The organism is Streptomyces sp. NPDC046821, from assembly GCF_040645335.1.
In the GTDB taxonomy this organism is placed as follows: domain Bacteria; phylum Actinomycetota; class Actinomycetes; order Streptomycetales; family Streptomycetaceae; genus Streptomyces.
Window position 1 is genome coordinate 148,666 of the sequence record NZ_JBEYYB010000001.1, and the last position, 22,923, is coordinate 171,588.

At 68.0% G+C, this 22,923-nt stretch carries 27 protein-coding genes and 5 pseudogenes; 16 read left to right on the plus strand and 16 right to left on the minus strand.

Features of this window, described 5'->3' with window-relative positions; all coding sequences use genetic code 11:
• Positions 1 to 177 precede the first annotated feature (177 nt).
• Positions 178 to 756 (minus strand): helix-turn-helix domain-containing protein, encoded by a 579-nt coding sequence (locus tag ABZ893_RS00730; protein ID WP_361394568.1) that lies wholly within the window; start codon positions 754 to 756, stop codon positions 178 to 180.
• A gap of 148 nt (positions 757 to 904) precedes the next feature.
• Here ABZ893_RS00730 and ABZ893_RS00735 point away from each other — a divergent pair, with 148 nt between their 5' ends.
• On the plus strand, positions 905 to 1,666 hold the full coding sequence (locus tag ABZ893_RS00735; protein ID WP_361394571.1) for an SDR family oxidoreductase: 762 nt from the start codon (positions 905 to 907) through the stop codon (positions 1,664 to 1,666).
• 628 nt (positions 1,667 to 2,294) lie between these two features.
• Here ABZ893_RS00735 and ABZ893_RS00740 read toward each other — a convergent pair.
• The 4 genes and pseudogenes from ABZ893_RS00740 to ABZ893_RS00755 all read right to left on the minus strand — a co-directional run bounded on the left by ABZ893_RS00740 (position 2,295) and on the right by ABZ893_RS00755 (position 4,692).
• A complete protein-coding gene (locus ABZ893_RS00740) occupies positions 2,295 to 2,513 on the minus strand; it encodes an SDR family oxidoreductase (RefSeq protein WP_361394573.1) in 219 nt (72 codons plus the stop codon).
• 70 nt (positions 2,514 to 2,583) lie between these two features.
• Positions 2,584 to 3,057 (minus strand): annotated as a pseudogene (locus ABZ893_RS00745) (SDR family oxidoreductase); the annotation flags it as partial.
• A gap of 89 nt (positions 3,058 to 3,146) precedes the next feature.
• A complete protein-coding gene (locus ABZ893_RS00750) occupies positions 3,147 to 3,833 on the minus strand; it encodes an SDR family oxidoreductase (RefSeq protein WP_361394576.1) in 687 nt (228 codons plus the stop codon).
• A gap of 268 nt (positions 3,834 to 4,101) precedes the next feature.
• The gene (locus ABZ893_RS00755) at positions 4,102 to 4,692 is read right to left on the minus strand and encodes a TetR/AcrR family transcriptional regulator (RefSeq protein ID WP_361394578.1); all 591 of its coding nucleotides are present in this window, start codon (positions 4,690 to 4,692) and stop codon (positions 4,102 to 4,104) included.
• Between the two features lie 120 nt (positions 4,693 to 4,812).
• Here ABZ893_RS00755 and ABZ893_RS00760 point away from each other — a divergent pair, with 120 nt between their 5' ends.
• The 4 genes from ABZ893_RS00760 to ABZ893_RS00775 are packed head-to-tail and all read left to right on the plus strand — an operon-like array spanning position 4,813 to position 8,268.
• Positions 4,813 to 5,445, plus strand: a complete 633-nt coding sequence (locus tag ABZ893_RS00760) for an isochorismatase family cysteine hydrolase (protein ID WP_361394582.1) — start codon at positions 4,813 to 4,815, stop codon at positions 5,443 to 5,445.
• A complete protein-coding gene (locus ABZ893_RS00765; protein WP_361394585.1) occupies positions 5,442 to 7,019 on the plus strand; it encodes an aldehyde dehydrogenase (NADP(+)) in 1,578 nt (525 codons plus the stop codon). The genes ABZ893_RS00760 and ABZ893_RS00765 overlap by 4 nt, the downstream gene beginning before the upstream one ends.
• A 16-nt stretch (positions 7,020 to 7,035) precedes the next feature.
• A complete protein-coding gene (locus tag ABZ893_RS00770) occupies positions 7,036 to 7,524 on the plus strand; it encodes a lipocalin-like domain-containing protein (RefSeq protein WP_361394588.1) in 489 nt (162 codons plus the stop codon).
• A gap of 45 nt (positions 7,525 to 7,569) precedes the next feature.
• On the plus strand, positions 7,570 to 8,268 hold the full coding sequence (locus ABZ893_RS00775) for an SDR family oxidoreductase (RefSeq protein ID WP_361394591.1): 699 nt from the start codon (positions 7,570 to 7,572) through the stop codon (positions 8,266 to 8,268).
• 193 nt (positions 8,269 to 8,461) lie between these two features.
• Here the strand turns inward: ABZ893_RS00775 and ABZ893_RS00780 are convergent, their stop codons facing one another.
• From ABZ893_RS00780 to ABZ893_RS00795, 4 genes are all read right to left on the minus strand, one after another.
• Positions 8,462 to 8,758, minus strand: coding sequence for a hypothetical protein (locus tag ABZ893_RS00780; protein WP_361394594.1), 297 nt, complete (start codon positions 8,756 to 8,758; stop codon positions 8,462 to 8,464).
• Positions 8,759 to 8,958: 200 nt separating this feature from the next.
• Positions 8,959 to 9,333, minus strand: a complete 375-nt coding sequence (locus tag ABZ893_RS00785) for an SgcJ/EcaC family oxidoreductase (RefSeq protein WP_361394597.1) — start codon at positions 9,331 to 9,333, stop codon at positions 8,959 to 8,961.
• Between the two features lie 32 nt (positions 9,334 to 9,365).
• A complete protein-coding gene (locus ABZ893_RS00790) occupies positions 9,366 to 10,079 on the minus strand; it encodes an SDR family oxidoreductase (RefSeq protein ID WP_361394600.1) in 714 nt (237 codons plus the stop codon).
• A gap of 228 nt (positions 10,080 to 10,307) precedes the next feature.
• Entirely contained in the window at positions 10,308 to 11,240 is a 933-nt protein-coding gene (locus tag ABZ893_RS00795) for a LysR family transcriptional regulator (protein WP_361394603.1), read from the minus strand.
• 147 nt (positions 11,241 to 11,387) lie between these two features.
• Between ABZ893_RS00795 and ABZ893_RS00800 the strand changes: the two genes are divergently transcribed.
• From ABZ893_RS00800 to ABZ893_RS00815, 4 genes and pseudogenes are all read left to right on the plus strand, one after another.
• Positions 11,388 to 11,681, plus strand: a complete 294-nt coding sequence (locus ABZ893_RS00800; protein WP_361394606.1) for a muconolactone Delta-isomerase family protein — start codon at positions 11,388 to 11,390, stop codon at positions 11,679 to 11,681.
• Between the two features lie 138 nt (positions 11,682 to 11,819).
• Positions 11,820 to 11,945: pseudogene (locus ABZ893_RS00805) on the plus strand (nitronate monooxygenase); the annotation flags it as partial.
• Between the two features lie 98 nt (positions 11,946 to 12,043).
• Positions 12,044 to 12,730 (plus strand): nitronate monooxygenase, encoded by a 687-nt coding sequence (locus ABZ893_RS00810; protein ID WP_361396023.1) that lies wholly within the window; start codon positions 12,044 to 12,046, stop codon positions 12,728 to 12,730.
• Positions 12,731 to 12,864: 134 nt separating this feature from the next.
• Complete coding sequence (locus ABZ893_RS00815) at positions 12,865 to 13,560, plus strand: type 1 glutamine amidotransferase domain-containing protein (RefSeq protein WP_361394609.1); 696 nt, start codon at positions 12,865 to 12,867, stop codon at positions 13,558 to 13,560.
• A gap of 105 nt (positions 13,561 to 13,665) precedes the next feature.
• On the opposite strand, the gene ABZ893_RS00820 is transcribed toward ABZ893_RS00815, so the two are convergent.
• From ABZ893_RS00820 to ABZ893_RS00830, 3 genes are read right to left on the minus strand one after another with little or no spacing between them, the layout of a single operon-like run.
• The gene (locus tag ABZ893_RS00820; protein ID WP_361394612.1) at positions 13,666 to 14,850 is read right to left on the minus strand and encodes an amidohydrolase family protein; all 1,185 of its coding nucleotides are present in this window, start codon (positions 14,848 to 14,850) and stop codon (positions 13,666 to 13,668) included.
• Between the two features lie 32 nt (positions 14,851 to 14,882).
• The gene (locus ABZ893_RS00825; RefSeq protein ID WP_361394615.1) at positions 14,883 to 15,983 is read right to left on the minus strand and encodes an MAB_1171c family putative transporter; all 1,101 of its coding nucleotides are present in this window, start codon (positions 15,981 to 15,983) and stop codon (positions 14,883 to 14,885) included.
• Positions 15,983 to 16,222 (minus strand): hypothetical protein, encoded by a 240-nt coding sequence (locus ABZ893_RS00830; RefSeq protein WP_361394618.1) that lies wholly within the window; start codon positions 16,220 to 16,222, stop codon positions 15,983 to 15,985. Before ABZ893_RS00830 ends, ABZ893_RS00825 begins: the two co-directional genes overlap by 1 nt.
• A 29-nt stretch (positions 16,223 to 16,251) precedes the next feature.
• Between ABZ893_RS00830 and ABZ893_RS00835 the strand changes: the two genes are divergently transcribed.
• Positions 16,252 to 16,380 carry a helix-turn-helix transcriptional regulator gene (locus ABZ893_RS00835; RefSeq protein WP_361396026.1) on the plus strand — a complete coding sequence of 43 codons (129 nt, stop codon included), beginning with the start codon at positions 16,252 to 16,254 and terminating at the stop codon, positions 16,378 to 16,380.
• An 18-nt stretch (positions 16,381 to 16,398) separates the two neighbouring features.
• Positions 16,399 to 16,908: a hypothetical protein gene (locus ABZ893_RS00840; protein WP_361394621.1), complete on the plus strand. Its 510-nt coding sequence runs from the start codon at positions 16,399 to 16,401 to the stop codon at positions 16,906 to 16,908.
• Positions 16,909 to 16,985: 77 nt separating this feature from the next.
• Here ABZ893_RS00840 and ABZ893_RS00845 read toward each other — a convergent pair whose 3' ends face one another.
• Together ABZ893_RS00845 and ABZ893_RS00850 are read right to left on the minus strand one after the other, a co-directional pair.
• Entirely contained in the window at positions 16,986 to 17,492 is a 507-nt protein-coding gene (locus tag ABZ893_RS00845) for a hypothetical protein (protein ID WP_361394624.1), read from the minus strand.
• The gene (locus tag ABZ893_RS00850) at positions 17,489 to 18,247 is read right to left on the minus strand and encodes a hypothetical protein (protein ID WP_361394627.1); all 759 of its coding nucleotides are present in this window, start codon (positions 18,245 to 18,247) and stop codon (positions 17,489 to 17,491) included. Before ABZ893_RS00850 ends, ABZ893_RS00845 begins: the two co-directional genes overlap by 4 nt.
• Before the next feature lie 179 nt (positions 18,248 to 18,426).
• Here ABZ893_RS00850 and ABZ893_RS00855 point away from each other — a divergent pair, with 179 nt between their 5' ends.
• The 4 genes and pseudogenes from ABZ893_RS00855 to ABZ893_RS00870 all read left to right on the plus strand — a co-directional run bounded on the left by ABZ893_RS00855 (position 18,427) and on the right by ABZ893_RS00870 (position 20,184).
• Positions 18,427 to 18,849 carry a hypothetical protein gene (locus ABZ893_RS00855; RefSeq protein WP_361394629.1) on the plus strand — a complete coding sequence of 141 codons (423 nt, stop codon included), beginning with the start codon at positions 18,427 to 18,429 and terminating at the stop codon, positions 18,847 to 18,849.
• 175 nt (positions 18,850 to 19,024) lie between these two features.
• A complete protein-coding gene (locus tag ABZ893_RS00860) occupies positions 19,025 to 19,609 on the plus strand; it encodes a hypothetical protein (RefSeq protein WP_361396145.1) in 585 nt (194 codons plus the stop codon).
• Positions 19,528 to 19,756: pseudogene (locus ABZ893_RS00865) on the plus strand (hypothetical protein); the annotation flags it as partial. The gene ABZ893_RS00860 and the pseudogene ABZ893_RS00865, both read left to right, overlap by 82 nt.
• A gap of 38 nt (positions 19,757 to 19,794) precedes the next feature.
• Complete coding sequence (locus tag ABZ893_RS00870; RefSeq protein WP_361394632.1) at positions 19,795 to 20,184, plus strand: VOC family protein; 390 nt, start codon at positions 19,795 to 19,797, stop codon at positions 20,182 to 20,184.
• 100 nt (positions 20,185 to 20,284) lie between these two features.
• Here ABZ893_RS00870 and ABZ893_RS00875 read toward each other — a convergent pair whose 3' ends face one another.
• Positions 20,285 to 21,316 (minus strand): DUF4073 domain-containing protein, encoded by a 1,032-nt coding sequence (locus ABZ893_RS00875; protein WP_361394635.1) that lies wholly within the window; start codon positions 21,314 to 21,316, stop codon positions 20,285 to 20,287.
• A gap of 734 nt (positions 21,317 to 22,050) precedes the next feature.
• On the opposite strand from ABZ893_RS00875, the pseudogene ABZ893_RS00880 reads away from it, so the two are divergent.
• Positions 22,051 to 22,377, plus strand: a pseudogene (locus ABZ893_RS00880) (transcriptional regulator); the annotation flags it as partial.
• Here ABZ893_RS00880 and ABZ893_RS00885 read toward each other — a convergent pair.
• Positions 22,358 to 22,860, minus strand: a pseudogene (locus tag ABZ893_RS00885) (HAD family hydrolase); the annotation flags it as partial. The pseudogenes ABZ893_RS00880 and ABZ893_RS00885 sit on opposite strands and share 20 nt — an antisense overlap.
• Positions 22,861 to 22,923: the final 63 nt, after the last annotated feature.

Sequence of the window (22,923 nt, forward strand, 5' to 3'; positions counted from 1 at the left end):
GAAGGCTGCGCTGACACACCGTGCCCTACCCGGGATTTCAGCGAACTGGGGCCCACACACAGCGAGTTGGATAGCCACCCCTCACACCCCGGCGAGCTCTTTCCACCTCGCCCTCGCCCCACCCCGCTTCCGGGACGCCGGCAAGAACGGGATCTGCCAACGCTTCCGGGAGCGGCATCAGCCCGCCGTGCCGTACCTGAGTCCGTCCAAAGTGAGGTCGAGGAGGCGTTCGGCCTGCTCGCGCTGTTCGGGCTTTCCCGAGGCCAGGGCTACGCCGGTGAGGGCGGCGAACATGTCGGCCGCGCTGATGTCGGACCGGATCGTCCCGGCGGCGGTCGCGGCATCCAGGAGCGACGCAAGGGCGGTCATCATCAACTCGCGGCTGTGGGCATACGGATTGACGCCCGAGTCGACGACGGCGCGCAGCGCCTCGGCCATCCCCAGTTTCGCGGTGGCGTAGTCGATGAAGCGCCCCATCCAGGCGCGCAACGCCTCACGCGGCGGCATGGCCGCCAGGAGCTCAGGGGCGGCGTCACACAGCCGACTCAGCTCGTTGCGATAGGCAGCCTCGATCAGCGCCTCACGCGTCGGGAAGTTCCGGTAGAGGGTGCCGGATCCCACGCCCGCCTCCTTGGCGATGCGCTCGAGGTGCGCGTCCAGCCCCTCCTCGGCGAAGACCCGCACGGCCACGGACAGGATCTTCTCCCGGTTACGCCGTGCATCGGCCCGCATCGGCCGCCCCGTACCTGCGCTCATCAAAAAGGCTCCTCCCTCGCCGGCATTGCTAAGTGGAGGCATCTCCGGTTACGGTTTTCTGGAACCGGCGGCGCCTCCACTTACTGAGTGTAGGGCACCCACCGCTGCGTACGCATGGCGCGTGAACACCCACTCAGAGGAGAAAACGATGAGCCTCCCCCTCGAAGGCAAGGTCGCCGTCATCACCGGCGGAGCGTCCGGCGTCGGACTGGGAATCGCCCACGAATTCGTCGACCAAGGCGCCCAGGTCGTCATCACCGACCTGCGGCAGGAGGCGCTGGACAAGGCCGTCGCCACGATCGGTGCGAACTGCTCCGGCATCGTCGCCGACGTCACCCAGCTCGCGGACATGGAAGCCGCATACCAAGAGGTCATCGCACGCCACGGACGCCTCGACGCCGTCGTGGCCAACGCCGGCATCGGCGCCCACGCCCCACTCGGCGCCATCACCGAGGAGCAGTTCGACCGGACCTTCGGCGTGAACGCGAAGGGTGTCCTGTTCACCATCCAGCCCGCGATCCCGCTGCTGCCGCCAGGCGGCACCGTCGTCATCATCGGCTCGACCGCCTCCATCCAGCCCCCGGCCGGCATGGGCCTCTACGGCGGCGCCAAGGCCGCGGTGCGCGCCTTCATCCGCTCCTGGATCCAGGACATCAAGGGCTCCGGCATCCGCATGAACGTCCTCAGCCCCGGCGCCGTCGACACCGAATCCCTGCGCAGCGCCCTCGGCATGGCACAAGGCTCCGACGCGGTTCCCGCAGCGGTACGGAAGATGGGCGAGGGCAACCCCACCGGCCGCATCGCCGACCCCCGCGAGATGGGCAAGGCCGCAGCTTTCCTCTCCAGTGACGCCTCCAGCTTCATCACCGGCGTCGAACTGTTCGCCGACGGCGGCATGGCCCAGGTCTGAGGCCCTGGAGGGGCGGACCGGCTGCCGCCCGTCAGATGCCTCGCCCCAGGCGCCAGGTGATCGAAGGACAGATGGCCCGTCACCATGTCGGTGACGGGCCATCAGGCTACGTCCCGGCTGTTCAGAACGTTTCTGGAAGCTTCGCAGGACCGATTCCTCGACGCAGTACGAGAGACCACACACCCGCCGCTCACTGGCCTCCGTTCCTGCTCAGGGCACCGAGTACGTGGCCCAACTCATTCGGCATCACGGCAATGAGAACAGTGCCTTCGACGAAGTGCACTCAACAATCGTGGACCCACCATCGATCCGGGAGTGATACGCAGCCGAACCGGCTCGGCTGCGGGACTCCCAAGCCATCACGGAGGGGCTGATCGATTCGGCCCCGCAGCCACCGGCCTTCAAGCGCGGGATGCATAAGCAAGCAGGAAACCCGGACGCTACGAGTAGACCCACCAGTTCGATCACCGGAGCGTTGAAGCAGCGCTCAAATCCGCGTAGCCCCTCAACGGCCGCCTCCTACAAGCAGGTTCGCTTTCGGTCGGCCTCCAGAATCTGCGGGTTGAGGCTGCTCCGACTCGGCGACCAGCCGCACGGCCCGTAGCCCGTGCGCGCAGGCTTGAACGCCTTAGCCGGTGAGTTGCTGGCCTCCGTCGACGTCGTAAGTCGCGCCCGTGAGCGCGGTGTTGGCCATGAGGTGCACGGCGAGCGCCGCCACGTCGTCCGGTACGACCACACGGCCGATCGGCAGCGTGGCGCGCAGTTCCTCGCGACGGGCGTCGAGATCGCCACCGAGCAGCCGGGCCGACAAGGGTGTGTCCACGAAGCCGGCGGCGATCAGGTTCACCCGGATCGGCGCGAGTTTCGAGTGCGAGGCTGGCCGTGAACGCGGGCATCGCGGCGGTGACCGCAGGGGCAACCCCCATCGCTGCTCGGATCCGGCGGGCTCCCGTACCGCCCATGAGCAGCAACGTGCCACCCGGCCGCACGACGCCGGCGCAGTGGCGCGCCACCTCGAGTGCGAGCACCATGTGCCCGGTGATCGCCTGGCGTGCCTGCTCGGCATCCATGTCCAGGAGCGGGCCGTACGAGGGGCTTCCCGCAGTCACCAGCACGTGGTCGACCGGCTCCGGCAACTCCTGGAAGAACCGCTCCAGTTGCGTCGAGTCGTGGGCGTCGAACGCCGCGGTGCTGGCCGCATCGGCCTCCTTGGCCGCGGTGCGCAGCCGTTCCGGGTCCCGTCCGGTGAGGATCACCGAGGCGCCCTGATTGCGGGCGAACCGTGCGGTCGCCAGCCCGATGCCGGAGCTCCCGCCGATGACGACGAGTGTCTGCCCGAGCAGGGGCAGTCCGCCGCCGCTACTGCTCCCCCCAGCCGCTTCGGAAGTCATGAGTCCTCCTGTGCTGTGGCGTGCGTCGTGGTCCCGTCTGGCGCTGTGGCGTGTGTCAAAGTCCCGTCCGGGTTCCCGTCCAGGCTCGCTCACCGTTGGAGTGGTTGCGCCAGGTCACCCTTGACATGCCTGGTGCGCTCGTCGGCGAGGACCTCGACCCGGTCGTTCGCCAGGGCGTCCATGGTCTGCTCCGCCACGTCCGCCGCACTGATCTTCGGCGCATCGGTGAAACTGCTGAGATCCGTCTGCACGAAACTGGCGTGGACCCCGACCACGAGCGTTCCCTGCTCGCGCAGGCCCTCCCGCAGCGCACCCGTCAACGACCACTGGGCCGCCTTGGAAGCCGCGTACCCCGGGTACTCCGGCCGGGAGACCCACGAAGCGGTCGACAGCATGTTCACCAGGGCGCCGCCGCCGTTGCGGGCCAGCACCGGGGCGAAGGCGCGAGACACCGCCCACGTGCCGAAATAGTTGATCTCCATGGCCTCACGCGCACCACCGAAGGAACCCGTCAGCAACTTGGTCTCAAAACCCCCGACACCCGCATTGTTGACGACGATGGTGACGTCACTGGCGGCCGCAGCCGCCGCGGCGACCTCATCCGGTGCGGTGACGTCCAGGCGCAACGGAGAAAGCTCCCCGTCGCTCACACTCGCCGGATCGCGGACACCGGCGTAGACCTTCGCGGCTCCCCGCTCGAGCAGCGCACGAGCGAACGCCTGGCCGATGCCACGATTGGCCCCTGTCACCAGGGCGACCGATCCTCTGATCTCCATCGCGCTTCCTTCCCGCTGCGGCCTGCCGGCTGCCGAGCACGGCAGGCACCTGGGTGAGGGACGATTGCCACACGGGGTACCCACGTAGAGGGCCTTCTTCAACACCATGCATCGAACGCCGCAGCGACGCATGTGAGCCGACCCTCGAGCAGGACCCGGTTCGCCGTCGGTTGTGCCCGTCACCTTCGTTCCGGCCATCTTCGAAAACGACGCCTGGTTCGGTGCCGCGTGCGGATGCTTCGGCGAGCACGACGCCAGATCCTGTGCGTCAGTCGGTAGACACCGACGTTCCCGGCACACGCCGGTTCAGCCGGTCGGCAACCGTCTTCAGCAGCTCGTCGGAGAAGTCGCCGTCGGCCACCGCGCGGGCCATCAGGGTGGCCCCGACCATGGCGCTCAGGGCGACCATCGCCTCGGCCCGGGCATCCTCGGAGTCGCCGTCGAGACCGGCGAGCAGGTCCAGGTAGGTGCGGACCTGACGCTCGTACGCCTCCTTGAAGTGCTGGTCACCACGGCCCGCGGCGGCGCCGAGGGTGACCAGGGCGCAACCTGTGCCCGGTGAGTCGCGGTGCCGCTCGGCGAGATAGGCGTCGACGACACCGGCCCGCGGCGCCTCCTCGCTCTCCCGCGCGGTTTCCTCCATCTTCGCCGTGCCCTCGGTCAGGGCCAGTTCGGTGGCCTGGGCGATCAGCTCGTCGCGGGAGGCGAAGTGCTTGTAGAAGCCGCCGTGCGTCAGCCCCGCCTCCTTCATGAGGTCCGCGATGCCGGGGCGGGTCACGCCTTCCTCCCTGACCTTGCGGGCCGCTATCTCCAGCACCCGGTCCCGGGATGCCGCCTTGTCGGCCTTCGAGTGCCCCATGGCGGGCTCCTTCGGATGGATCGCTTGACTTTCTGGATGATGAGGATAATCCTCAAGGTGGATGATGTCCATCATCCAGAAATTCAGGCACCAGAAGCCGAGCGACAGATTCGAGGAGCCATGTCCGAGACGTACGACCCCCGACACACCGCGGTCCTGCTGGTCGACCCGTACAAGGACTTCATCTCCGAGGGCGGCAAGGTGTGGCCGCGAGTGGAGCCGGTGGCCGAGGAGGTGGGCCTGCTCGACCACCTGCGCTCGGTGGTGGCCGGCGCACGCGAGGCCGGCGTTCAGCTGGTGTTCGTCCCGCACCGCCAGTGGGAGCCGGGTGACTACGACACCTGGAACCACCCCAACGCCAGCCAGCTCAAGATCTCGGAGCAGCACACCTTCGCCCGCGGCACCTGGGGCGGGGAGTTCCACCCGGATTTCCAGCCGCAGCCCGGCGACATCGTCGCCCACGAGCACTGGGCGCAGAGCGGGTTCGCCAACACCGACCTCGACCTCCAGCTCAGGCAGCACGGCATCACCCACGTGGTGCTGATCGGTCTACTGGCGAACACCTGCATCGAGTCCACCGGCCGGTACGCCATGGAGCTCGGCTATCACGTGACGCTGGTGACCGACGCCACCGCGGCTCTCCTCCCCGAGATGATGCACGCCGCCCACGAGCTGAACGGCCCCACCTACGCCCACGCCATCGTCACCACCGACGAGATCACCACCGAGTTCAAGGGAGCCGTACAGTCATGAAACTGACCGGAGAACTGCTGATCGGAGCTGCTTCCGTGCCCGCCACGGCGGGGACGATGAAGGCGCTCGACCCCGCCACCGGGGAGCACCTCGAACCCGACTTCGCCTTCGGCGGGGCGGCTGAGGCCGACCGGGCCCTACGCCTGGCCGACGAGGCGTTCGACAGCTACAGCCACACCGGCCTGGCCGAGCGGGCCGCGTTCCTCGACCTCGTCGCGGACAAGTTGGAAGCGGTCAAGGGGGAACTCGCGGCCCGCGCCTCGCTGGAGACCGGCCTGCCCGCCGCCCAGTTCGAGGGCGAGATCACCCGGTCCGCAGCGACGTTCCGCAAGTTCGCCGTCGTCGTCCGCCAGGGCCGGTTCCTCCAGGCGACGGTCGATCCCGCGCAGCCGGACCGGCAGCCCACGCCGCGTATGGACCACCGTCTACAGAAGGTGCCGCTCGGCCCGGTGGTGATCTTCGGTGCGAGCAACTTCCCGGTCTCGTACTCGGTCGCGGGCGGCGACACCGCGTCGGCCCTGGCCTCCGGCAGCCCCGTGGTCGTCAAGGCCCACAACGCCCACCCCGGCACCTCCGAGATCCAGGGGCGCGTCATCCAGGAGGCCGTAGCCGAGTCGGGACTGCACGAGGGTGTGTTCTCGCTGATCCGGGGCGCCGGCAACGAGATCGGTGAGGCGCTGGTGGACCACCCGCTGGTGCGGGCCGTGACCTTCACCGGCTCCGAGGGTGGCGGCATGGCCCTCTACCGCCGGGCCCAGCAACGACCCGACCCCATCCCGGTGTTCACCGAGATGACGAGCGTCAACCCGACCTTCGTCCTGCCCGGTGCCCTGGCGGCCCGGGGAGCGGAGATCGGCGCAGGCATCGCCTCACGCGCGCAGTACAACGTCGGGCAGGCCTGCCTGAAGCCCGCGATCCTGCTCGCCGTGGACGGCCCCGGCTTCGAGGAGTTGCGTGCGGCCGCGATCGCCGAGGTGGAGAAGACGGCCGCGCGGACCATGCTGACGCCCGCCATCCACGACACCTACGTCCGCAACGTCCAGCGACTGGAGGAGAACGGCGCCACCCGAATCGGCGCCGGACCGACCCCGGTGCGTGGGTGGGACGGTCAGTCCCTGCTGTACGAGACCACCGGCGAGCAGGTGCTGGCCGAACCGTCTCTGCGCGAGGAGGTTTTCGGCCCCTCCGTCCTGCTGGTCCGAGTGACCGACGTGGAGCAACTGCTCGCCGTGGCCCGCGCGTTCAGGGGGCAGCTGTCGGCCACGATGCACGCCGAGCCGTCCGACCGCGCCGCCGCGTTGCGGCTGCTGCCGATCCTGGAGCGCCGTACGGGACGCATCGTGGTCAACGCCTTCTCGATGCCGCAGGAGGTGTCGTACGGAACCGTCCACACGGGCCCGTTCCCTGCCACCTCGGACAGCCGCTTCACCTCGGTCGGGATGAATGCGATCGACCGCTTCCTGCGGCCGGTCACCTACCAGGGCTTCCCGGACGACCTGCTGCCCGAGCCTCTACGTGAGGGCAACCCGCTGCACGTGTGGCGCCTGGTCGACGGTGAACCCACCCGCGACTGAAGAAGGAAGTGCTGAAATGTCAACTCACCTATGTACAGCGGAAGTTGACGAACAAGAGCCGGACCGCGAAAAGGTACGTGACCGCCTACTCGGCGCGTGGGAACTCGTTTCCTACACCGCGACCGCGGCGGACGGCGAGGTCGTCCACCCGCTCGGCCCTGACCCTCACGGCCTGATCGTCTACACCCCGGACGGATACATGTCCGCCCAGCTGGGCCGCGCCGACCGCCCACGCGCGGGATCCGACCGCCTTGAGGAGACTACGAAGGACGAACTGGCGCAGGCGACGAAGACCTACGTCGCCTACGCCGGCTCGTTCGAGGTGGTCGATCCGGTGACCGTCGCGCACCACGTCACCACCAGCCTGTTCCCGAACTGGACCGGAGGGACGCAGACCCGGACGGTCGCCTTCGATGGCGAGTTCCTGAATCTCGGCATCACCACTCCCGTCCGCCTCTGGGGTGCGGACCGCACGGCCGAACTCATCTGGCGCAGGCCGAACTGAGCCATCGGCGAAGCCTGCGACAACGAATGCGATGAAGGAGTAACCATGGAAATCAAGGGATCAGTCGCCCTCGTGACGGGCGCCAACCGCGGGATCGGCCGTGCCTTCGCCCGCGCTCTGCTCGACCGCGGCGCGGCGAAGGTGTACGCGGCGGTCCGTGACCCGGAGAGTGTGCTCGATCCGGACCTGGTGCCACTACGCCTGGACGTCACCGACCACGAGCAGGTCACCGCGGCGGCCGCGGCGGCGGGTGACGTGTCGATCGTGATCAACAACGCCGGGACCGGGGGCGCGGGATCCGGGCTCCTCGGCGGCACCTTCGACGGGGCGCGCCAGGCGATGGAGGTCAACTACTTCGGCACCTGGGCCGTGTCCCAGGCCTTCGCCCCGGTACTGGCGCGCAACGGCGGCGGCGCGTTGGTCAACATGCTCTCGCTGGCATCATGGGTCGGGCGGCCGGATTTCCCGGGTTACGCGGCCTCCAAGGCGGCGCAGTGGTCCCTGACGGACGCCCTGCGGCAAGGCCTGCACGAGCAGGGCACCCTGGTCGTAGGCGTGCACGCGGGCTTCGTCGACACCGACCTGAGCGCCTGGACGAACGAGCCGAAGATCAGCGCCGAGACCGTGGCAGAGCTGACCATGGAGGCACTGGCGGGCGACCAGCCGGAGGTCCTCGCCGACCCGGAGACCCGCAAGGCCAAGGCCGCCCTGTCGCTCCCACCGAACGCCGTGCCGGCGACCTGACGCAGCGGCCTGAACCCGATGAAGTGCCCCGGACCCTACAGCGGTCACGCATGACGACACACCACGCCGGCCGCCCGCCCTTCATCAGCCGCCCGCCCCACGGAGACCCGTGGGGCGGGCGGCTGTTGTCATTGCCGGAACGTACGGCTACCCGGCCAGCCTCGCGACAGCGGGCCGGTCGCCGCGCGCCGCGTCAGGGCGCGCAGTTCTGGTCCAGCAGCAGGATGTCTCCCCTCAGCGCCCAGCCGGCCTCGCCCGTGTAGTTGGGCTGGTCGACGAACCTCTGGGCGTCGGCACGGACGTCCTGCCAGGCCGTGTGCTCGGTCGGAGCACCGGCCTCGATCAGGTGCCTCTGGGTCTGCGCGACTGCGTTGGCGCAATCGTTCCCGACGCCGGCGGAGGCCGGCACCGTCTGCGCCGTACAGAGCAGGGCAGCCAGCGACAAGACGCTGAGCATGGCGGTGGTGAGTTTGCGAGGTGCGGCGTTCAACTGAAACGGCTCCTTCTCTGGTGGTACGTCACCTGCCGGCCACCGTAGGAACCGATACCTCCGTTCCAGTGACACCACGCCATCGCCCCGGGCATATTCACCCTCGCCCCGCGCGGGCCGAGCAGACAGACGACACCCCCCGAACCGGACGCGGATCGGGGGGTGTTCGTCGGCGTGTTCGGACGGCACACGCGGGCCGGTCACTGCAGACGGGAGACCTGGTAGTGGGCGATGGCCCAGTCGCCGCCGGTGCGTCGCAGCAGGACGCTGAGGTTGACGTGGACGGTGGGCCGGTCGGTGAAGGCGAAGTCGACCTCGAGGTAGCCGAGGATCAGGTCCTCGGCCAGGCGCCGGGTCTCCAGCACGCGGTAATCGGCGGTCAGGCCGAGCGGCTGGGACTCGTAGTACGCGGCGACGCCGGGGCGGCCGACGCTGTAGGGGTGAAGGCCCTGGAAGATGGCGTCCTCGGTGAACTGGGCTGCCACCAGGTCGGGTTGATGGCCGTCGACGGCGGCCTTCCAGCGGTCGAGGACGGTGCGCAGGGTGGTCTCCTCCTGCGTGGTGGTCGGGTTCATGGCGGTGTCTTCCGGAAGTCGGAGGGATGGGGTCAGTGGCCGGCGCTCATGCCGCCGTCGACGTGGAGGATCTCGCCGGTGACGAAGGGGGCGTTCTCCAGGTAGAGGACGGCGTCAACGATGTCGCTGATCTCGCCGAGGCGTCGCACAGGGTGGAGGCCGGCCAGGTAGTCGTGGGTCTCGGGTGCGTGCATGGGGGTGCGGATGGTGCCCGGGGAGACGGCGTTGACGCGGATGCCCCGGGTGGCGTACTCGACGGCCAGGGACTTGGTGGCGGACTGCAGGCCGCCCTTGGTGAGGGAGGCGAGTACGGAGGGGACGCGGGCGTCGGCGTTGTCGACCAGGCTGGTCGTGATGTTGACGATATGCCCGCTGCCCTGGCCGAGCATCTGGCCCGCGGCGAGTTGGGTGAGGTGGAAGAAGCCGGTCAGGTTGACACCGGTGACGGCGGCGTAGTCGTCCGCCGTGTAGTCGGTGAAGGGCTTGGCGACGAACAGGCCGGCGTTGTTGACCAGGCTGTCGACGCGGCCGAATCGTTCGATGGCCGCGGAGACGACGCGTTCGGCGGTCGACGGGTCGGCGATATCGCCTGGGACGGCGAGGATGCCCGCGTCGTCGGACGGCTGGATGCCGCGCGAGGTGGCGACGACGGCGTGGCCGAGCTTGCGGTAGGCCTCGACGAGCGCGGCTCCGATGCCCTGGGAGGCTCCGGTGACGACGGCGACCTTCTGCTCGAACATGGACATGACATACCTCCGGATGACCGCATGGCCGCGGTCCGATGATGAGTGTGGGTGAGAGCGTCACCGGCCATGGACCAGGCCCTGATCCGGGGCTTCGGCGTCCTGTTCCGGCGACTCCTCGAAGGTAGGCCGCACGCCACGGCGCGGGCAACGCCGAAACGCCCCCTCGCCGGGACCGGCTCTCTCCCTCTTGGTAGCCGCAGCCTCCCAGCCCAGGTCAGCGCCTCGACGCTAGGCGGATCGCGGTCTTCCGCCGGGCAGCCACGCGTCGGAATCCGGCAGCCCATGCCAGTCACCCGCGTCGCCTACCTCGGCGAGCGCGTCGACGACCGCCAGCACGGAGGCCCGCTGCTCATCGGCGCGCCGGACCAGGAACCACGGCCAGTGCACCTCTGGTGAGACCACGGGGCGGCGCACCAGATCGGCCGGCAGCGTGGCGGTCTGGCCCTTGGGGCAGTTGAGGACCGGCCGCCCGAGCCGGCGGACGTGGTCGAAGAACGCCGGGCCGGTGATCCCGTTGTCGGAGATCCGTTCCACCGGCGCGCCCGTGGCGCTGATCAGCTCCTGCGCGTACACGTTCCACGACGCCCACGAGATGACGTCGTCATCCAGCAGCACCACCGTGTCGTCGGCGCGTACCGGCCCTGTGGCGGTCCCGGTGGAGACGGCGTACAGGCGGTCCGAGCCGAGCAGCTGGGTCTTCAGGCCGAGCTGCTCCAGGTCCGCGTCCGGTACCCAGCACACCGCGAGGTCCAGGCTGCCGTCGGCCACCCGGGCGGCCTGCGTGTGCGAGGGCGCCACCCATGCATCTACGTGCATGGTGGCCACCGCCGACGTCCGGGCGGAGAAGTCCCGTGGCAGCCAGTTGACGTACCCCACCCGGACCGGATGCGCGGACGACAGGCGCCCCGCCCGGTGCCGCAGGTCGTCCGCCCGCTCCAGCAGCGCGCGCACGTGCGGCAGCAGGGCGGTACCGGCCGAGGTCAGGGCCACCGAGCGGCGGTCCCGGTCGAACAGCACAACCCCGAGGTCGCGCTCCAACGCCTTGATCTGCTGGGACAACGACGGCCCCGCGATCAGCAGGCGGGCGGCGGCCCGGCTGAAATTCAGCTCCTCGGCGACCGCGACGAAGTACCGCAGTTGGCGCAGCTCCATGATCCGCATATTACGGCCAGTAAGAGGCTGCGCCTATCAGAACGGAGGATGCCGGTCGTGGCACCGGACGGGCGGCGGACCGACGATGGAAACACAGCGCGTCATGAGTCACCGAGACCCTTCACACCCCACGAGACGCAGAGACGGAGCCGGACCATGAAGGACTTCCTGGTCGAGATCACCACCGACGTACCGCAGGACGTGTCCGCCGAAGAGGTGGAGCGCAGGCGCGCCACCGAGAGTGTCCGCGCCCGTGAACTGGCCACCGCTGGAAGGCTGTTCAGGCTGTGGCGGCCCGTCGGCGAGAAACGCAGCATCGGCATCTGGCGGGCCGAGGACGAGGAGCGGCTGCGCACCGATGTACTCGGCACCCTGCCGCTGTGGCCCTGGATGACCGCCGTGGTGACCCCGCTGGAGCCGCACCCGAATGACCCGGGTACGCCTGCGTGAGCACGGATGGACCGCTCGCCCGACGGGCGGGCGAGGCCCTACCTCGTACGCCCGGCAGTTCGACGCTTCCGAGAGGGACTTCTGATGAGCCGTCAATTCACTGACCTCGGTGCCGAGATGCCGGTGCTGGCGGCACCGATGGCGGGCAGCCCGACCACGCCGGAACTGGTCATCGCGGCTGCTCGCGCCGGCAGCCTCGGTTTCCTCGCCGGTGGCTACAAGACTGCAGAGGCCCTGGGCGAGCATGTCGTCCGCGCTCGCGTGGCGGGCGTCGGATTCGGGGTCAACCTGTTCGCTCCTCAACCGGTGCCGGTGGACCGGAGAACCGGATCGTCGAGGACGACGACCACTGGGCGGACAAGATCGACCTTCTTCTCTCCTCCCCCGTCCCCGTCGTCAGCTTCACCTTCGGCCTCCCGGACGAGGCCGTCGTCGCGGCCTTGCGCAAGGCGGGAACACTGGTGGTCCAGACGGTCACCGCACCGGCGGAAGCCCGCGCCGCCGCAGAGGCGGGCGTGGACGTACTCGCCGTCCAGAGTTCAGCTGCGGGCGGCCACTCAGGAACCTGGACCCCGCAGCACACACCCACCGCCACTCCCCTACCTGAGTTGCTGACGGCCATCCGGAACGAGGTGTCTCTGCCGCTCATCGCCGCAGGTGGCATCGCCACACCGGTCGCCGTGACCGAGGCACTTGCGGCTGGGGCAGCGGCAGCCATGGTGGGTACGGTCCTGCTGCGCGCCGACGAGGCGGGCACCTCCGCCCCGTACAGGGCCGCGCTTGCCGACCCGGCACCCCGTCGGACCACGATCACGCGGGCGTTCACCGGCCGCCCCGCACGAGCACTGACCAACGACTTCACCGACCGGTACAGCGGCCTCGCACCATATGGCTACCCGGCTCTGCACCACCTGACAAGCCCGATGCGCCAGGCCGCAGCGGCGGCGAACGACCCCGAACGGATCAACCTGTGGGCCGGAACGGGCTACCGCCACGCGGCCGCGGAGCCCGCCGAACGGATCCTGCAACGGTTGGCCTCGCAGGTGTGACATACCCGGCCACCGCGCGGCCGAGAACGCCGTGCCTGGGGCCGGCCACCCATGCAGGTGACGCACAGTCCCGCATCAGTAGAACGCGGGTACCTACTCGAAAACGTAGAACCGGAATGAGGAGGAAGACGGACATGGCCAAGGTGCTTTTCATCGTGAGCGGAGCCACGTACTGGGTGCTCAAGGACGGTACGAGGTACGCGACGGGCTACTGGGCCGAAGAGTTCGCGGTGCCGTACAAGAAGCTCACGGACGCCGGACATGAGGTGGTCGTCGCCACACCCGGGGGTGTGACGCCGACCGTCGACATGATGAGCCTGCGGCCCTCGATGGCGGGCGGTGAGAACGGGGCCCTCGAACTGGAGCGGATCATCCGCTCAGCCGAGGCGATGCGGCGCCCGCTCCAACTGGCCAACGTCAGGCTCGAGGACTACGACGCGGTCTACATGCCCGGCGGCCACGGCCCCATGGCAGACCTGGCGTTCGACGCGGACTGCGGTCGGTTGCTGACAGCGCAACTCCTCTCGGGCAAGCCGCTCGCGATCGTCTGCCACGCCCCGGCCGCACTGCTCTCCACCCGGATCCACGGCGTCTCGCCCTTCCAGGGATACGAGGTCACGGCCTTCACGGACGAGGAGGAGGAAGCCGTCGGACTGGCCCCCAAAGCAACGTGGCTGTTGGAGACGGAGCTGAAGGACAAGATCGGCGTCAAGTTCAGCCGAGGTCCGATGTGGGAGCCGTACCGGGTCGAGGACCGCAACCTCATCACCGGACAGAACCCCCAGTCGGCAGCCACGGTCGCGGATCGCCTGCTGGAGATCCTCAAGTAACGACGGGGCGCTGCATGGCAGAACGGAACGGCTGAAGAAAGCCCGTCACCGTTACGGTGACGGGCCCATCAGGACTCTTACCGCGTCATGGTCCAGCCGCACCAGTTACGACGATGACTCGTAACGCTTCCCTGCCGCGATCACGGCCGTGACCTTCTTCAGCGCCTCCAAATCCGACAGCGGATCTCCCTCTACGACAAGCAGGTCCGCGCTGTAACCGCTGCTGATCTGCCCCGTCAAATCTCCGAGGCCGAGCGCCGCTGCCGCCTTCGAGGTGGCCATGGTCAGGATCAGATGCCGAGACAAGCCGATGTACTCGTAGAAGGACAGACTGGCCGCAAGGCCTTCAAAGCCGGCTCGCTGGACCCCGGCGTCTGTGCCGGCGATCAGGCGGGCACCCGACTCAGCCATGCGCCGCACCGCGCCGAACATGGCCTCCGCCCGGTCGGCTCCGAAGACCTGGGGCAGCATCGGCCAATTCGGGCTCACTGTCGGGCAGATGTAGATGCCCTTCTCGATGATCTGCGCCAGCACGTCCTCCCGTACCTCGAATCCGGTGGGCGTCATCCAGGTGCAGTGCTCAAGGGAGTCCACACCCGCCTCGACGGCGGCGGCGATGCCGTCGACGCCGTGGGCGTGTGCTGCGACCGGGAGGCCGGCCTGGTGTGCCTCGTCGACGAGGGCAGCCAGTTCCTCCGGAGTGAACTGCGACTCCCAACTCTTGGCTCCGCCCTTGGTCAGGCCGCCACCGGTCTCCATGACCTTGATGACCTTGGCGCCTGCCTCGATGTTGCGCCGCACCAGACTCCGGATCTCCTCTGCACCGGACACTTCTCCGCCCAAGAACCAGCAGTGTCCGCCGGGCGGGGTGACCGGGGTGGCCGCGGAGACGATCCGCGGGCCGACAGCCGCCCCAGCGACGATCTGCTCGGCGAGCCGCAGGGCAAGGCCGTTCCGGTCTCCGAGATCGCGGGCCGTGGTGACGCCAGCGTTGAGGAGTTGTTCGGCGTGCGCCTTCATGTCGGCGAACAGAGCGTCGTCGTCCTGGTCCTGGAGGGTGGCGACGGGATCCACTCCGCCGTCGAAACACAGGTGGACATGGGCGTCGATCAGGCCCGGGAGCACCGTCGCTCCGTGGAAGATCAGACGTGTCTCGTCCGGCGCGGCGTGCCGCTGCACTTCTTCTCGTGGGCCGACGCAGGCGATGAGGCCCTCCCTGACCAGGACGGCGCCATCGTGGATCGTGTGGGCCTCAGGCCCCGCCAGGACTCGGTCCGCGGTGATCAGCATGTTCAACTCTCTTTCTTTCAAGGCGGGTTGGACTACCTGCTGACGCGGAGCGCATCTGCAAGCGTGAGCAGTTCCTGTACGTCGGCCTCACGGCCATGCTGTCGCGGGATACCGACGGGCCGCGCAGGCAAGGGCTTGGCGGCAGCTGTCCGCCTGGCCTGAACTGCGGCGCGCAGTCGGCTCGCCAGGAGTTCGGGCGTATCGCTCGGTTGGTGGTCGAGGTGGGCGCTGATCTGGACGAGTCCGTCTCTGCACTCGACGACGCGCCGGTGGTAACGGCGGTGCACGCCGCGGGCCCGCCACCGGGCGCGGCGAGAAAGGGAGGCAGTGGGCAGTACGGAGTGAGGGAAAGCCTCAGCCATGATCACCCACAGGGGTTCCAGGCGGCGGTGTGCGCGCCGGTGCTGGGACCAGAGGCGAGTGCCGGCGGCTCGTGCGCGGGCGGCCGGGTAGGTGATGCCGAAGACGAACAGCGCGGTGGCCACGGCCAGGAGCAGCGCCATCGCTGACACAAGAGCCTTGGGCACCTCATGGCTTTGGACTCGGGCGGCCACCATCACGGCGCGAACGGCGAAGGCGAGCGCCATCGCGAACATGCCCGTGGCCGCGATCCAGAGCCCCGTGGAATGTGGTTTGAGTGAGGTACGGGCAAAGCGGCGAGTCCATATCGCTGCCGAGGTCAGCGCGTACATCAGGTACGTGCCGGCCACGAGGTAGAACACTGCGGCCTGCGGAACGGTCATGTCAGTAGTGGCGAAGCTCCCGGCGAGGACCTGATGGGGCACGGTCGTCGCGGCAACCGTGATGGTCGCGGCGACGAGCACGACGAGGATGCCCTCGCGCCGGGCCCGACGGCGTCCTTCCTGCCCGTCGGCAACCGAGTACAAGTAGAAACACATGAGGAAGTACACGGCGGCGAGGAGCAGCAGGTTCTGCATCAGCTTCGCCGCGCCGTGGCCGGCCACGGCGCCGAGTCCCGAGCTACCCCCGGGCATGGCCAGCGGGTAGGACAGCGCGGCACAGGTGAGGCAGAGGGTGACCGATCTCAGGGGTTTGTTGTGCGGAGACCTTGCCAGTTGACACAGCTTCCACACGACTGCGGCGGTCAGTCCGGCCAGGTAGAACTCGGTCATCAGAGCCAGCCCCTGTGGTCGCCCAGGGCGGACACCACTCTTTGCGTCGCGGCGTCGTCCTCGTCCTCGTCCTCGTCCTCGTCCTCGTCCTCGTCCAGCGTCGGGGTGACGTGGTCCAGGACGGAGGCCCATTCACCGATGATCGTGGCCACCAGCTCTGCTTCGTCTTCTTCGTCCGTGCCGTACGTGCACCGCTGCAGCACCTTCTGGATGGCTCCAGTCTTCAGCCCGTGAAGCACCCGGCCTCACCCAGGACGAGGTCGCCTCCCTGACCGGCGTTGCCGGATCCTGGTACCGCCAGCTCGAAAGCCCGCGCCCTCGTCCCGTGTCCGAACAATTCGTCAAGCGTCTGGCCCAGGTCCTGCGCCTCGACGAAGCCGAGCGGGTGATCCTCTAGCGCCTCACTCTCGGACAGATGCCACTGCCCGAGATGCCACACGGCGATCTCGACACGGGCGGGAAATTTCAACCCTTCCTGGACTCACTTCTGCCGAACCCGGCTTTCCTGTCCAACCTCTGGTGGGACATCCTGGCGCACAACCACCCCCTGGAGAACTGGTTCCCCTGGCTTCCGGACGAACGCAACCTGATGCGCTTCGTCTTCCTCCCCCCGGAAGCACGCGAGTATCTCGTCAACTGGCACACCGACTGGGCAGCGCCCTCCCTCGCCCAGTTACGTTTCGCCCTCGCCACGCACTGCGACCCGCAGGGTCTGATCCAGCTGATCGACGAGATCTTGCAGGGCAGCGAGGAGGCCCGGCAGCTATGGGCGATGAACGAGGCACGCGTTCATTCCGACGGCGACGTCCGACGCCTACGCCTACCGGCCCATCCCGACGAAGAGATTCAGATCCGGATCATGTCCTTCGCTCCGCTCAGCAACTGGGACCTGCGCGCGATCGTGCTCGTGCGACTCAGCCCATGAGACGGGGTGGCACCTCGAAGAACACGCTTGGCCTGCTGCCTGGGAGTCAGCGCAGCACGGTCCGAGGTCTTGGACGCTCACAATTGGGGAGGCACGTCGCCGCCGAGGAGTGTGATCAGGTGGCCAAGTCGCGTGTCGAAATCGCGGCCGGTCTCGGCGATTTGTGGGCTGTCGTAACTGTCGAACAACAGGCTGGGCTGCTCGACGGCGAGTTTGGTGTCACCGTCGGGATCGGCGTAGATCAGGGCCGGCAGTTGTGCGTGCAGCGCGGCCGATGCGTCTTCGCGGAATGCGTGTTCGGCGAGGATGTGGTTGCCGATGAGGTACTGGGTGGCCTTCCAGAGAGACTTCGAGCCGGCCATGAGGGCGCAGACGTCGCTGCGGTAGTAGTGCATGAACCCGTGTGGGGCGTTGATCTCGGCGAGTTCGAGGGTTGCGTTCCAGGAGCCGAGTTGGAAGAAGCGGGAGAGGTCGGCCCTGGGGACAAGAGTCTCGAAGTGCTCGCACGCGGCGTCGTAGGGGCGCGGGAGCGTCACGACGAGCCGCCGGACCGCATGGTCCGTGGAGGCGTTGTCTGTGGTCATGGCCGTACCTGTTCGTCGTCGGAGCGGATGAGCTCAACGCCGTGGACGTCGACCGTGATGGAGGGGAAGTTGAGGTTGACGCTGTCGTCGGGGTTGCGGCGGAACATGCGTCGTCGTGTCGGCATGACCAGCCCGTCGAAACTTTGGTGGTGGCCGGTGTAGTGGCCGACAAGGAAGCTGTTGTTGATCTCGGCGACGTAGTCCATGCGGCGTTGCATGCCGAAGGCGTCGTAGTAGAAGACCGCGTTGGGGCTGTGGGTGGCGATCTCGGGCGGGAAGCGTACCTTCAGACGCCGCCAGGTCTGTCCTGCCTCGTGCCATGGTTCGATCTCGTGGGTCCGCACGCCTGGATAGGTGAAGAGGAACGGGCTGGTGAAGTAGTTCCAGCACGCGTAGCCCAGGAAGTAACCGAGGTGTGGGGCGTCCCAGTCGGTGTTCCGCAGCATTCCTTTGAAGGAGGCTCGGGCGGGGGCGAGAGTGTCGACCGGTTCCCCTTCGAGTGTCCGCACAGTGACGCTGTCGGTGGCGGCGTCGAAGACCATCTCCCACTCGGGGCGGGTGAACGGGGTGAACACTATGTGTTCTCTGGCCGTGTCGACCGTCAGGACCTGGTCGAAGCTCGTGCCCGGTGGCCAGCCCTTCAGGCCCCACACCGGGCCGCCGATGGATACGTCGGCCTTCAGGCCACGAACGGTGTCCCAGAGTTCTTCACCGCCGGCGGCGGCGATGGCCAGATCGAGGAGTTCAGTGCTCATGGCCGTGACGCTTTCCTCGCGAATGCGTACCTGGCCAGTGTCTCGCGGTGGAGGAGACGGGCAACTCGCACGAACGCGTAGGCCGCCGTCGCGGGGAAGCCGCTGCGCTGGAGCGGTGCGGGGCGCATGCTGGGAGGGAGGCCTTGACGGTTCTGTCTTCTCGAACCTAGGAGCAGGTCATGCCATCCCTGCATTTTCATCTGACCTCTTCGATGAGTCCCTCCGAGGTGATGGGGGTTCTGACCGACTTCGGGCCCTCGCGGGTCGAACGGTGGCCGTCCATCGACGCCGAGCATTTCCAGGTCCTTGAACGGGGCGACACGTGGGCCGAGGTCACCGAGGGGAACGACAAGTCGTGGGAGCGCGCACGCTACGAATGGGCGCCGTCACAGAACAGGGTCACCGTCACCACGCACGACTCGGTACCGTTCGGGTCGGGCGGATGGAACTTCCAGATGACGCCCACGGACGGCGGCACCCGCATCGACGTCCGGCTCGAGCGGCATCCCAGCTCGCTCAAGGCGAAGATGCTGTCTCCGATCATCCCCTTCGCCGGGCCTGTGTTCCGTAAATCCTTCAAGGAGCCGCTGAAAACGGTGTAGTTGGCCTGTCGGCGGCGGGAGCCGTGGGTGCTGCACCGGGGCACGGGTGCTCCAGTTCGCGGTCGCACGTGGGGGGTCAGGCTTGCGGTGTGACCGTGATCAGCAACTCGACTTGCGATGACGTCGCTGGTGAAACAGGACAGGGGAAGACGTCGTGCGTACACCGTTGACCCGGATGACTCCGCTTGCGGCAGTGGCGGCCGGCCTGTTGGCAGGGGCCGTAGGGACCGTGTGCCTGGACGCCGTCCACTACCTGAAATACCGCCGTGGCGGCGGCACGGACAGCCCTGTGGCGTGGGAATTCGCGCCGGTCGAGGGGTGGGAGAAGGCACCGGCCCCCGGGCAGGTGGCCAAGCGGGTGATCGAGGGGTTCACTCAACGTGAACTCCCCGACCGCACGGCTTGGCTCGTCAGCACCGTGGCGCACTGGGGCTACGGATCAGGGCTGGGCGCCGCGTACGGCATCGTGGCCGGATCGCTGCCGGTGCCCCGCCCCACGTACGGGGTGCCGTTCGGCATCACAGCGTTCGCCGGCGACTACGTTCTCCTGCCAATCGCCGGTCTCTACAAGCCGATCTGGGAGTACGGAGCCAAGGTGGTGGCCGTGGACCTCGGAGCACACCTTGCCTATGGCGCGGCCGTCGGCAGCGCGTTCTGGTTGCTCGCCACGGCGATGGGGGCATCCGCCACCGCATCGCCCGCAAGGGCATCGAGTCGTCCACCCGACTGGGCCGCCATCGGTGGGTCACCGAAAGGATAGTGTCCTGGCCGGCCGGGTGCCGAGCACTTCCTTGCCTTCGTCGGTATAGCCGCGGCCCTCACCAACTACCTTCAAATACCGTCGACTTACTACGTAGACAGGACTATGATCTACGGCGACATCGCGTGTCGGTCACCGGCTGGGTGAGGCATGGAGGTGTCAGGACATGCCTTCGGAGGCATTCCTTGTCAGTCAAGTTGAACCACACGATCGTCCACGCCCGGGACAACCGGGAGTCCGCAGAATTCTTCGCGAACCTGCTGGGCCTCGAGATCACCGCCGAGTGGGGGCCGTTCATCGCGGTCGAGCTGAGCAACGGCGTCACGCTGGACTTCGCCACCATCCCCGCGGACAGCATCACCCCCCAGCACTACGCCTTCTTGATCTCCGAGGAGGAGTTCGACGCGGCGTACGCGCAGATCACGCAGCGCGGCATCGAGCACTACGCCGACCCCCACCGGAAGCACCCCGGCGCAATCAACCACAACGACGGCGGCCGCGGCGTGTACTTCATGGACCCGGCGGGCCACGCCATGGAACTCATCACCGTGCCGTACGGCGGCTGGACCTCGTAACCACATGCGCTGAGGGCCGCACTCCTGACGCGGAGTGCGGCCCTCAACCGCTGCTTGCGCCCCATGCGTTCGCAGCCGGCGCCCCGCGCAGCAAGCGTCCTCAGCGGGTGCCGGACAGCGGGATGCGCACCTGCTTGATCCATTCCCGGCGCATGAAGTCGCGTGCTTTGACGGTGACCCAGCGCGGCCCGGCCTCGATCTGGAGGCCCTGGTTGAACCCGCCGGTCACGACCTCCCCGACGCCGTCGGGGTTGTCGAGCCAACCCGTCTCGATCGCACCGGTGTTGATGGTGTGGAAGCCGTCGAGGTTGGCGGTTCCGGGTACGACGCGACGCACATACCAGTCGCCTGTTTCGAGCGGCCGGTGGGTGTGGCCGGTGAAGAAGAACACGTCGGGGTGCCGGCCCAGGACCTGGAGCAGCCGGTCGGCCTGAAGGTAGTCGTTCATGAAGCGCCGGTTGCGAGTGGAGGTGACTGTGTCGGGCAGCGGGTGGTGGCTGATCACCATGACCGGGCGCTGTCGGCGGCGCCAGTACCATAGGCGGTCCTCCAACCACGTGAACTGCTCGTCACTCATCCACACCTCGTCCCACAACTTCGCGTCGTGGTAGTGCATGTACTTCTCCGTGCCGATCATCAGCACCGGGATCCCGCCGAACGACTGCTCGTTGTAGACCTTGTTGCGCCCGGCGAAGTTGTAGAAGCTCCTGAAGAGCGAGTCCTCGGTGGCGCCGTTCGGCCAGGTCGACTGCGCCAGCTTGTCGGGGGCCGCCCACTTCGGTACGTAGAACTCGTGGTTGCCAATCGCCCAGGCCGTCTCAGTGGCGTGCGGATTGGCCGCGAAGGTGCGGGTGACCTGGACGTACTCAAAGTCGTAGCCGCGCGGGGTGATGTCTCCTGCGATGGCCAGACCGGTGCTGCGGGGGTTGATCGCGGCGATGTCCTTGAGCGCGGCGGCGAAATCGTTGAGGTCGCCCTGGATGTCGCTGATGATGTTGAAGACGTTGGTCGAGCCGTCGGTGGCGGCAGACGGACCGAGGTCCGGGCCTTCAGTCACTGCGGCGGCCGGGCCTGCTGCCCAGACCGCGGCTCCGGCGGCAGAGGTGGAGAGAACAGTACGGCGGGAGATCATGACTGATCCTTCGTCGAGGGGAGAGAGCCCCGGACCGCGAACAGCGGCTGGGACGCGCCGCTCACCGTACGGAGCGCAGCGGAACGGCCCATGAATCACGGACGAGGGTTCGGTATACCAGGAGCTAGCGGGACGGTGTACCGACCGGTCACAAGCCGCCCTGAGTTGAAGCAGGGACGCCCCGCGGCAGAGCGGCGCGCCAACCGGCGCCCCGACGACCGCGTCTGGCACCTCACCAGCAGAATGAAATGGTTCGGCAGGAGACCTCGGAGGGCCCGCAGCTTTGACCGCGGCAGCAGACGACTGTGGGTGACTGATGCAGCCCTTGGTTCGCTCGCCCGGCTCCGAGAGTTGAGTGCAGACCTGCAGGCGAGAGCTGCTGGACCGGCGTCGCAGAAGAGCACTTGGGGCGATGCGAGCTGCGAGGCCTCGATCATGCGTGCGCCAGCGAGGTAGGGCGCGGACGGCGGGAAGCGTGGCCCCTTTTGCTTTCAGGGCCAAGGTGAGTGAAGGCCCCCTGGAGTACGGGGGGTCTCCAGGGGGCCGTCACATCTTCACGCCACGGCTTTGGCGGCGCGTCCGAGTTCGCCTCGCCAGCCACCGCGCGAAAGGTGCACAACTCCGTCACCCGTGACTCTCAACGTGGCGCCGAGGAGGGGTAGTTGGCCCTCGTGATTCAGGCGCTTGCGGATGCGTTCGAGCTGCCACCACAGACGCTGAGGGCCTCCCTCTCGCACACTCAGCTGGTAGCCGGCCACCTGCCGCAGGCGCGTTCCAGCCTCCTTGCCGCCCTCGACCAGCTCGACGACTCCGAGAAGCAACGATCCGTACTCCTCGGCGACTTGGCCTCGGTCGAGGCAGCATCCGGCAAACCGGAGGCCGCGTGCCGGTACGCGGCCCAGGCCCTCGATCAGTTGGAACGCACCTGGTACGCGACCAGCATGGACCGGGTCACCGAGGTGCGGCGCGCGCTGGCTCCGTACCAGAACGAGCCGTGCGTCCGTGACCTTGACGACCGGCTGTACGGGTGGTCGACGACGGTCAGTGCGCTTGCGCGTTGAACTCGGCAATCTTCGGGGACAGTTCGAGGAGGCTCTCCACACGGAACGTCGGGAGCTTGTGGGCTTCGTCGGTGTTCCACTGGATCGACGCCCACGGCCCGCGGCGCACGAGCGCGGTCTGCATGCCCGCTTGTGCGCCAGGTCGGAGATCGTTGTCGACACGGTCGCCGACGTAGAGGATCTCTTCTGGTGCGTACGGGACAACCTCGGCGACTCGATGGAAGAACTTGATATCGGGCTTGCTGGCACCCCAGTCGTCCGAGGTGCCGATCAGTTCGACGTCATTACTGAACAGTTCACGCAGGATCCTCCCCGGCGCGTACGGTCTGGTTTCCGGCAATTCCGAGCCACAGGCCGTCAGCGCGCAGGGTTCGCAGGCAGTCGCGGACGTCCGCGTACAGGTCTTCCTCGCCGAAGTGCTCGGGGTGTCCGGCCTCCGCGCTTCTCGCGCTCGTCATACAGGTCGAATCCTGGCCGGAACTTGTGGCTTTCTTTGTAGCGCGGGCAGCGCAGCTCCCGGCTTTTGGCCTTGTGGGTGGTGACCGG

What these genes read in the sequence shown, in the direction of transcription:
- ABZ893_RS00750 (WP_361394576.1), bottom strand. Translation starts at nt 3,833, where the DNA reads ATGGAGATCAGAGGATCGGTCGCCCTGGTGACAGGGGCCAATCGTGGC.
- ABZ893_RS00790 (WP_361394600.1), bottom strand. Translation starts at nt 10,079, where the DNA reads ATGTCCATGTTCGAGCAGAAGGTCGCCGTCGTCACCGGAGCCTCCCAG.
- ABZ893_RS00855 (WP_361394629.1), top strand. Translation starts at nt 18,427, where the DNA reads ATGCCATCCCTGCATTTTCATCTGACCTCTTCGATGAGTCCCTCCGAG.
- ABZ893_RS00815 (WP_361394609.1), top strand. Translation starts at nt 12,865, where the DNA reads ATGGCCAAGGTGCTTTTCATCGTGAGCGGAGCCACGTACTGGGTGCTC.
- ABZ893_RS00825 (WP_361394615.1), bottom strand. Translation starts at nt 15,983, where the DNA reads ATGACCGAGTTCTACCTGGCCGGACTGACCGCCGCAGTCGTGTGGAAG.
- ABZ893_RS00770 (WP_361394588.1), top strand. Translation starts at nt 7,036, where the DNA reads ATGTCAACTCACCTATGTACAGCGGAAGTTGACGAACAAGAGCCGGAC.
- ABZ893_RS00860 (WP_361396145.1), top strand. Translation starts at nt 19,025, where the DNA reads ATGACTCCGCTTGCGGCAGTGGCGGCCGGCCTGTTGGCAGGGGCCGTA.
- ABZ893_RS00760 (WP_361394582.1), top strand. Translation starts at nt 4,813, where the DNA reads ATGTCCGAGACGTACGACCCCCGACACACCGCGGTCCTGCTGGTCGAC.
- ABZ893_RS00820 (WP_361394612.1), bottom strand. Translation starts at nt 14,850, where the DNA reads ATGCTGATCACCGCGGACCGAGTCCTGGCGGGGCCTGAGGCCCACACG.
- ABZ893_RS00875 (WP_361394635.1), bottom strand. Translation starts at nt 21,316, where the DNA reads ATGATCTCCCGCCGTACTGTTCTCTCCACCTCTGCCGCCGGAGCCGCG.
- ABZ893_RS00795 (WP_361394603.1), bottom strand. Translation starts at nt 11,240, where the DNA reads ATGCGGATCATGGAGCTGCGCCAACTGCGGTACTTCGTCGCGGTCGCC.
- ABZ893_RS00755 (WP_361394578.1), bottom strand. Translation starts at nt 4,692, where the DNA reads ATGGGGCACTCGAAGGCCGACAAGGCGGCATCCCGGGACCGGGTGCTG.
- ABZ893_RS00840 (WP_361394621.1), top strand. Translation starts at nt 16,399, where the DNA reads ATGCCACTGCCCGAGATGCCACACGGCGATCTCGACACGGGCGGGAAA.
- ABZ893_RS00785 (WP_361394597.1), bottom strand. Translation starts at nt 9,333, where the DNA reads ATGAACCCGACCACCACGCAGGAGGAGACCACCCTGCGCACCGTCCTC.
- ABZ893_RS00735 (WP_361394571.1), top strand. Translation starts at nt 905, where the DNA reads ATGAGCCTCCCCCTCGAAGGCAAGGTCGCCGTCATCACCGGCGGAGCG.
- ABZ893_RS00850 (WP_361394627.1), bottom strand. Translation starts at nt 18,247, where the DNA reads ATGAGCACTGAACTCCTCGATCTGGCCATCGCCGCCGCCGGCGGTGAA.
- ABZ893_RS00775 (WP_361394591.1), top strand. Translation starts at nt 7,570, where the DNA reads ATGGAAATCAAGGGATCAGTCGCCCTCGTGACGGGCGCCAACCGCGGG.
- ABZ893_RS00765 (WP_361394585.1), top strand. Translation starts at nt 5,442, where the DNA reads ATGAAACTGACCGGAGAACTGCTGATCGGAGCTGCTTCCGTGCCCGCC.
- ABZ893_RS00800 (WP_361394606.1), top strand. Translation starts at nt 11,388, where the DNA reads ATGAAGGACTTCCTGGTCGAGATCACCACCGACGTACCGCAGGACGTG.
- ABZ893_RS00730 (WP_361394568.1), bottom strand. Translation starts at nt 756, where the DNA reads ATGAGCGCAGGTACGGGGCGGCCGATGCGGGCCGATGCACGGCGTAAC.
- ABZ893_RS00845 (WP_361394624.1), bottom strand. Translation starts at nt 17,492, where the DNA reads ATGACCACAGACAACGCCTCCACGGACCATGCGGTCCGGCGGCTCGTC.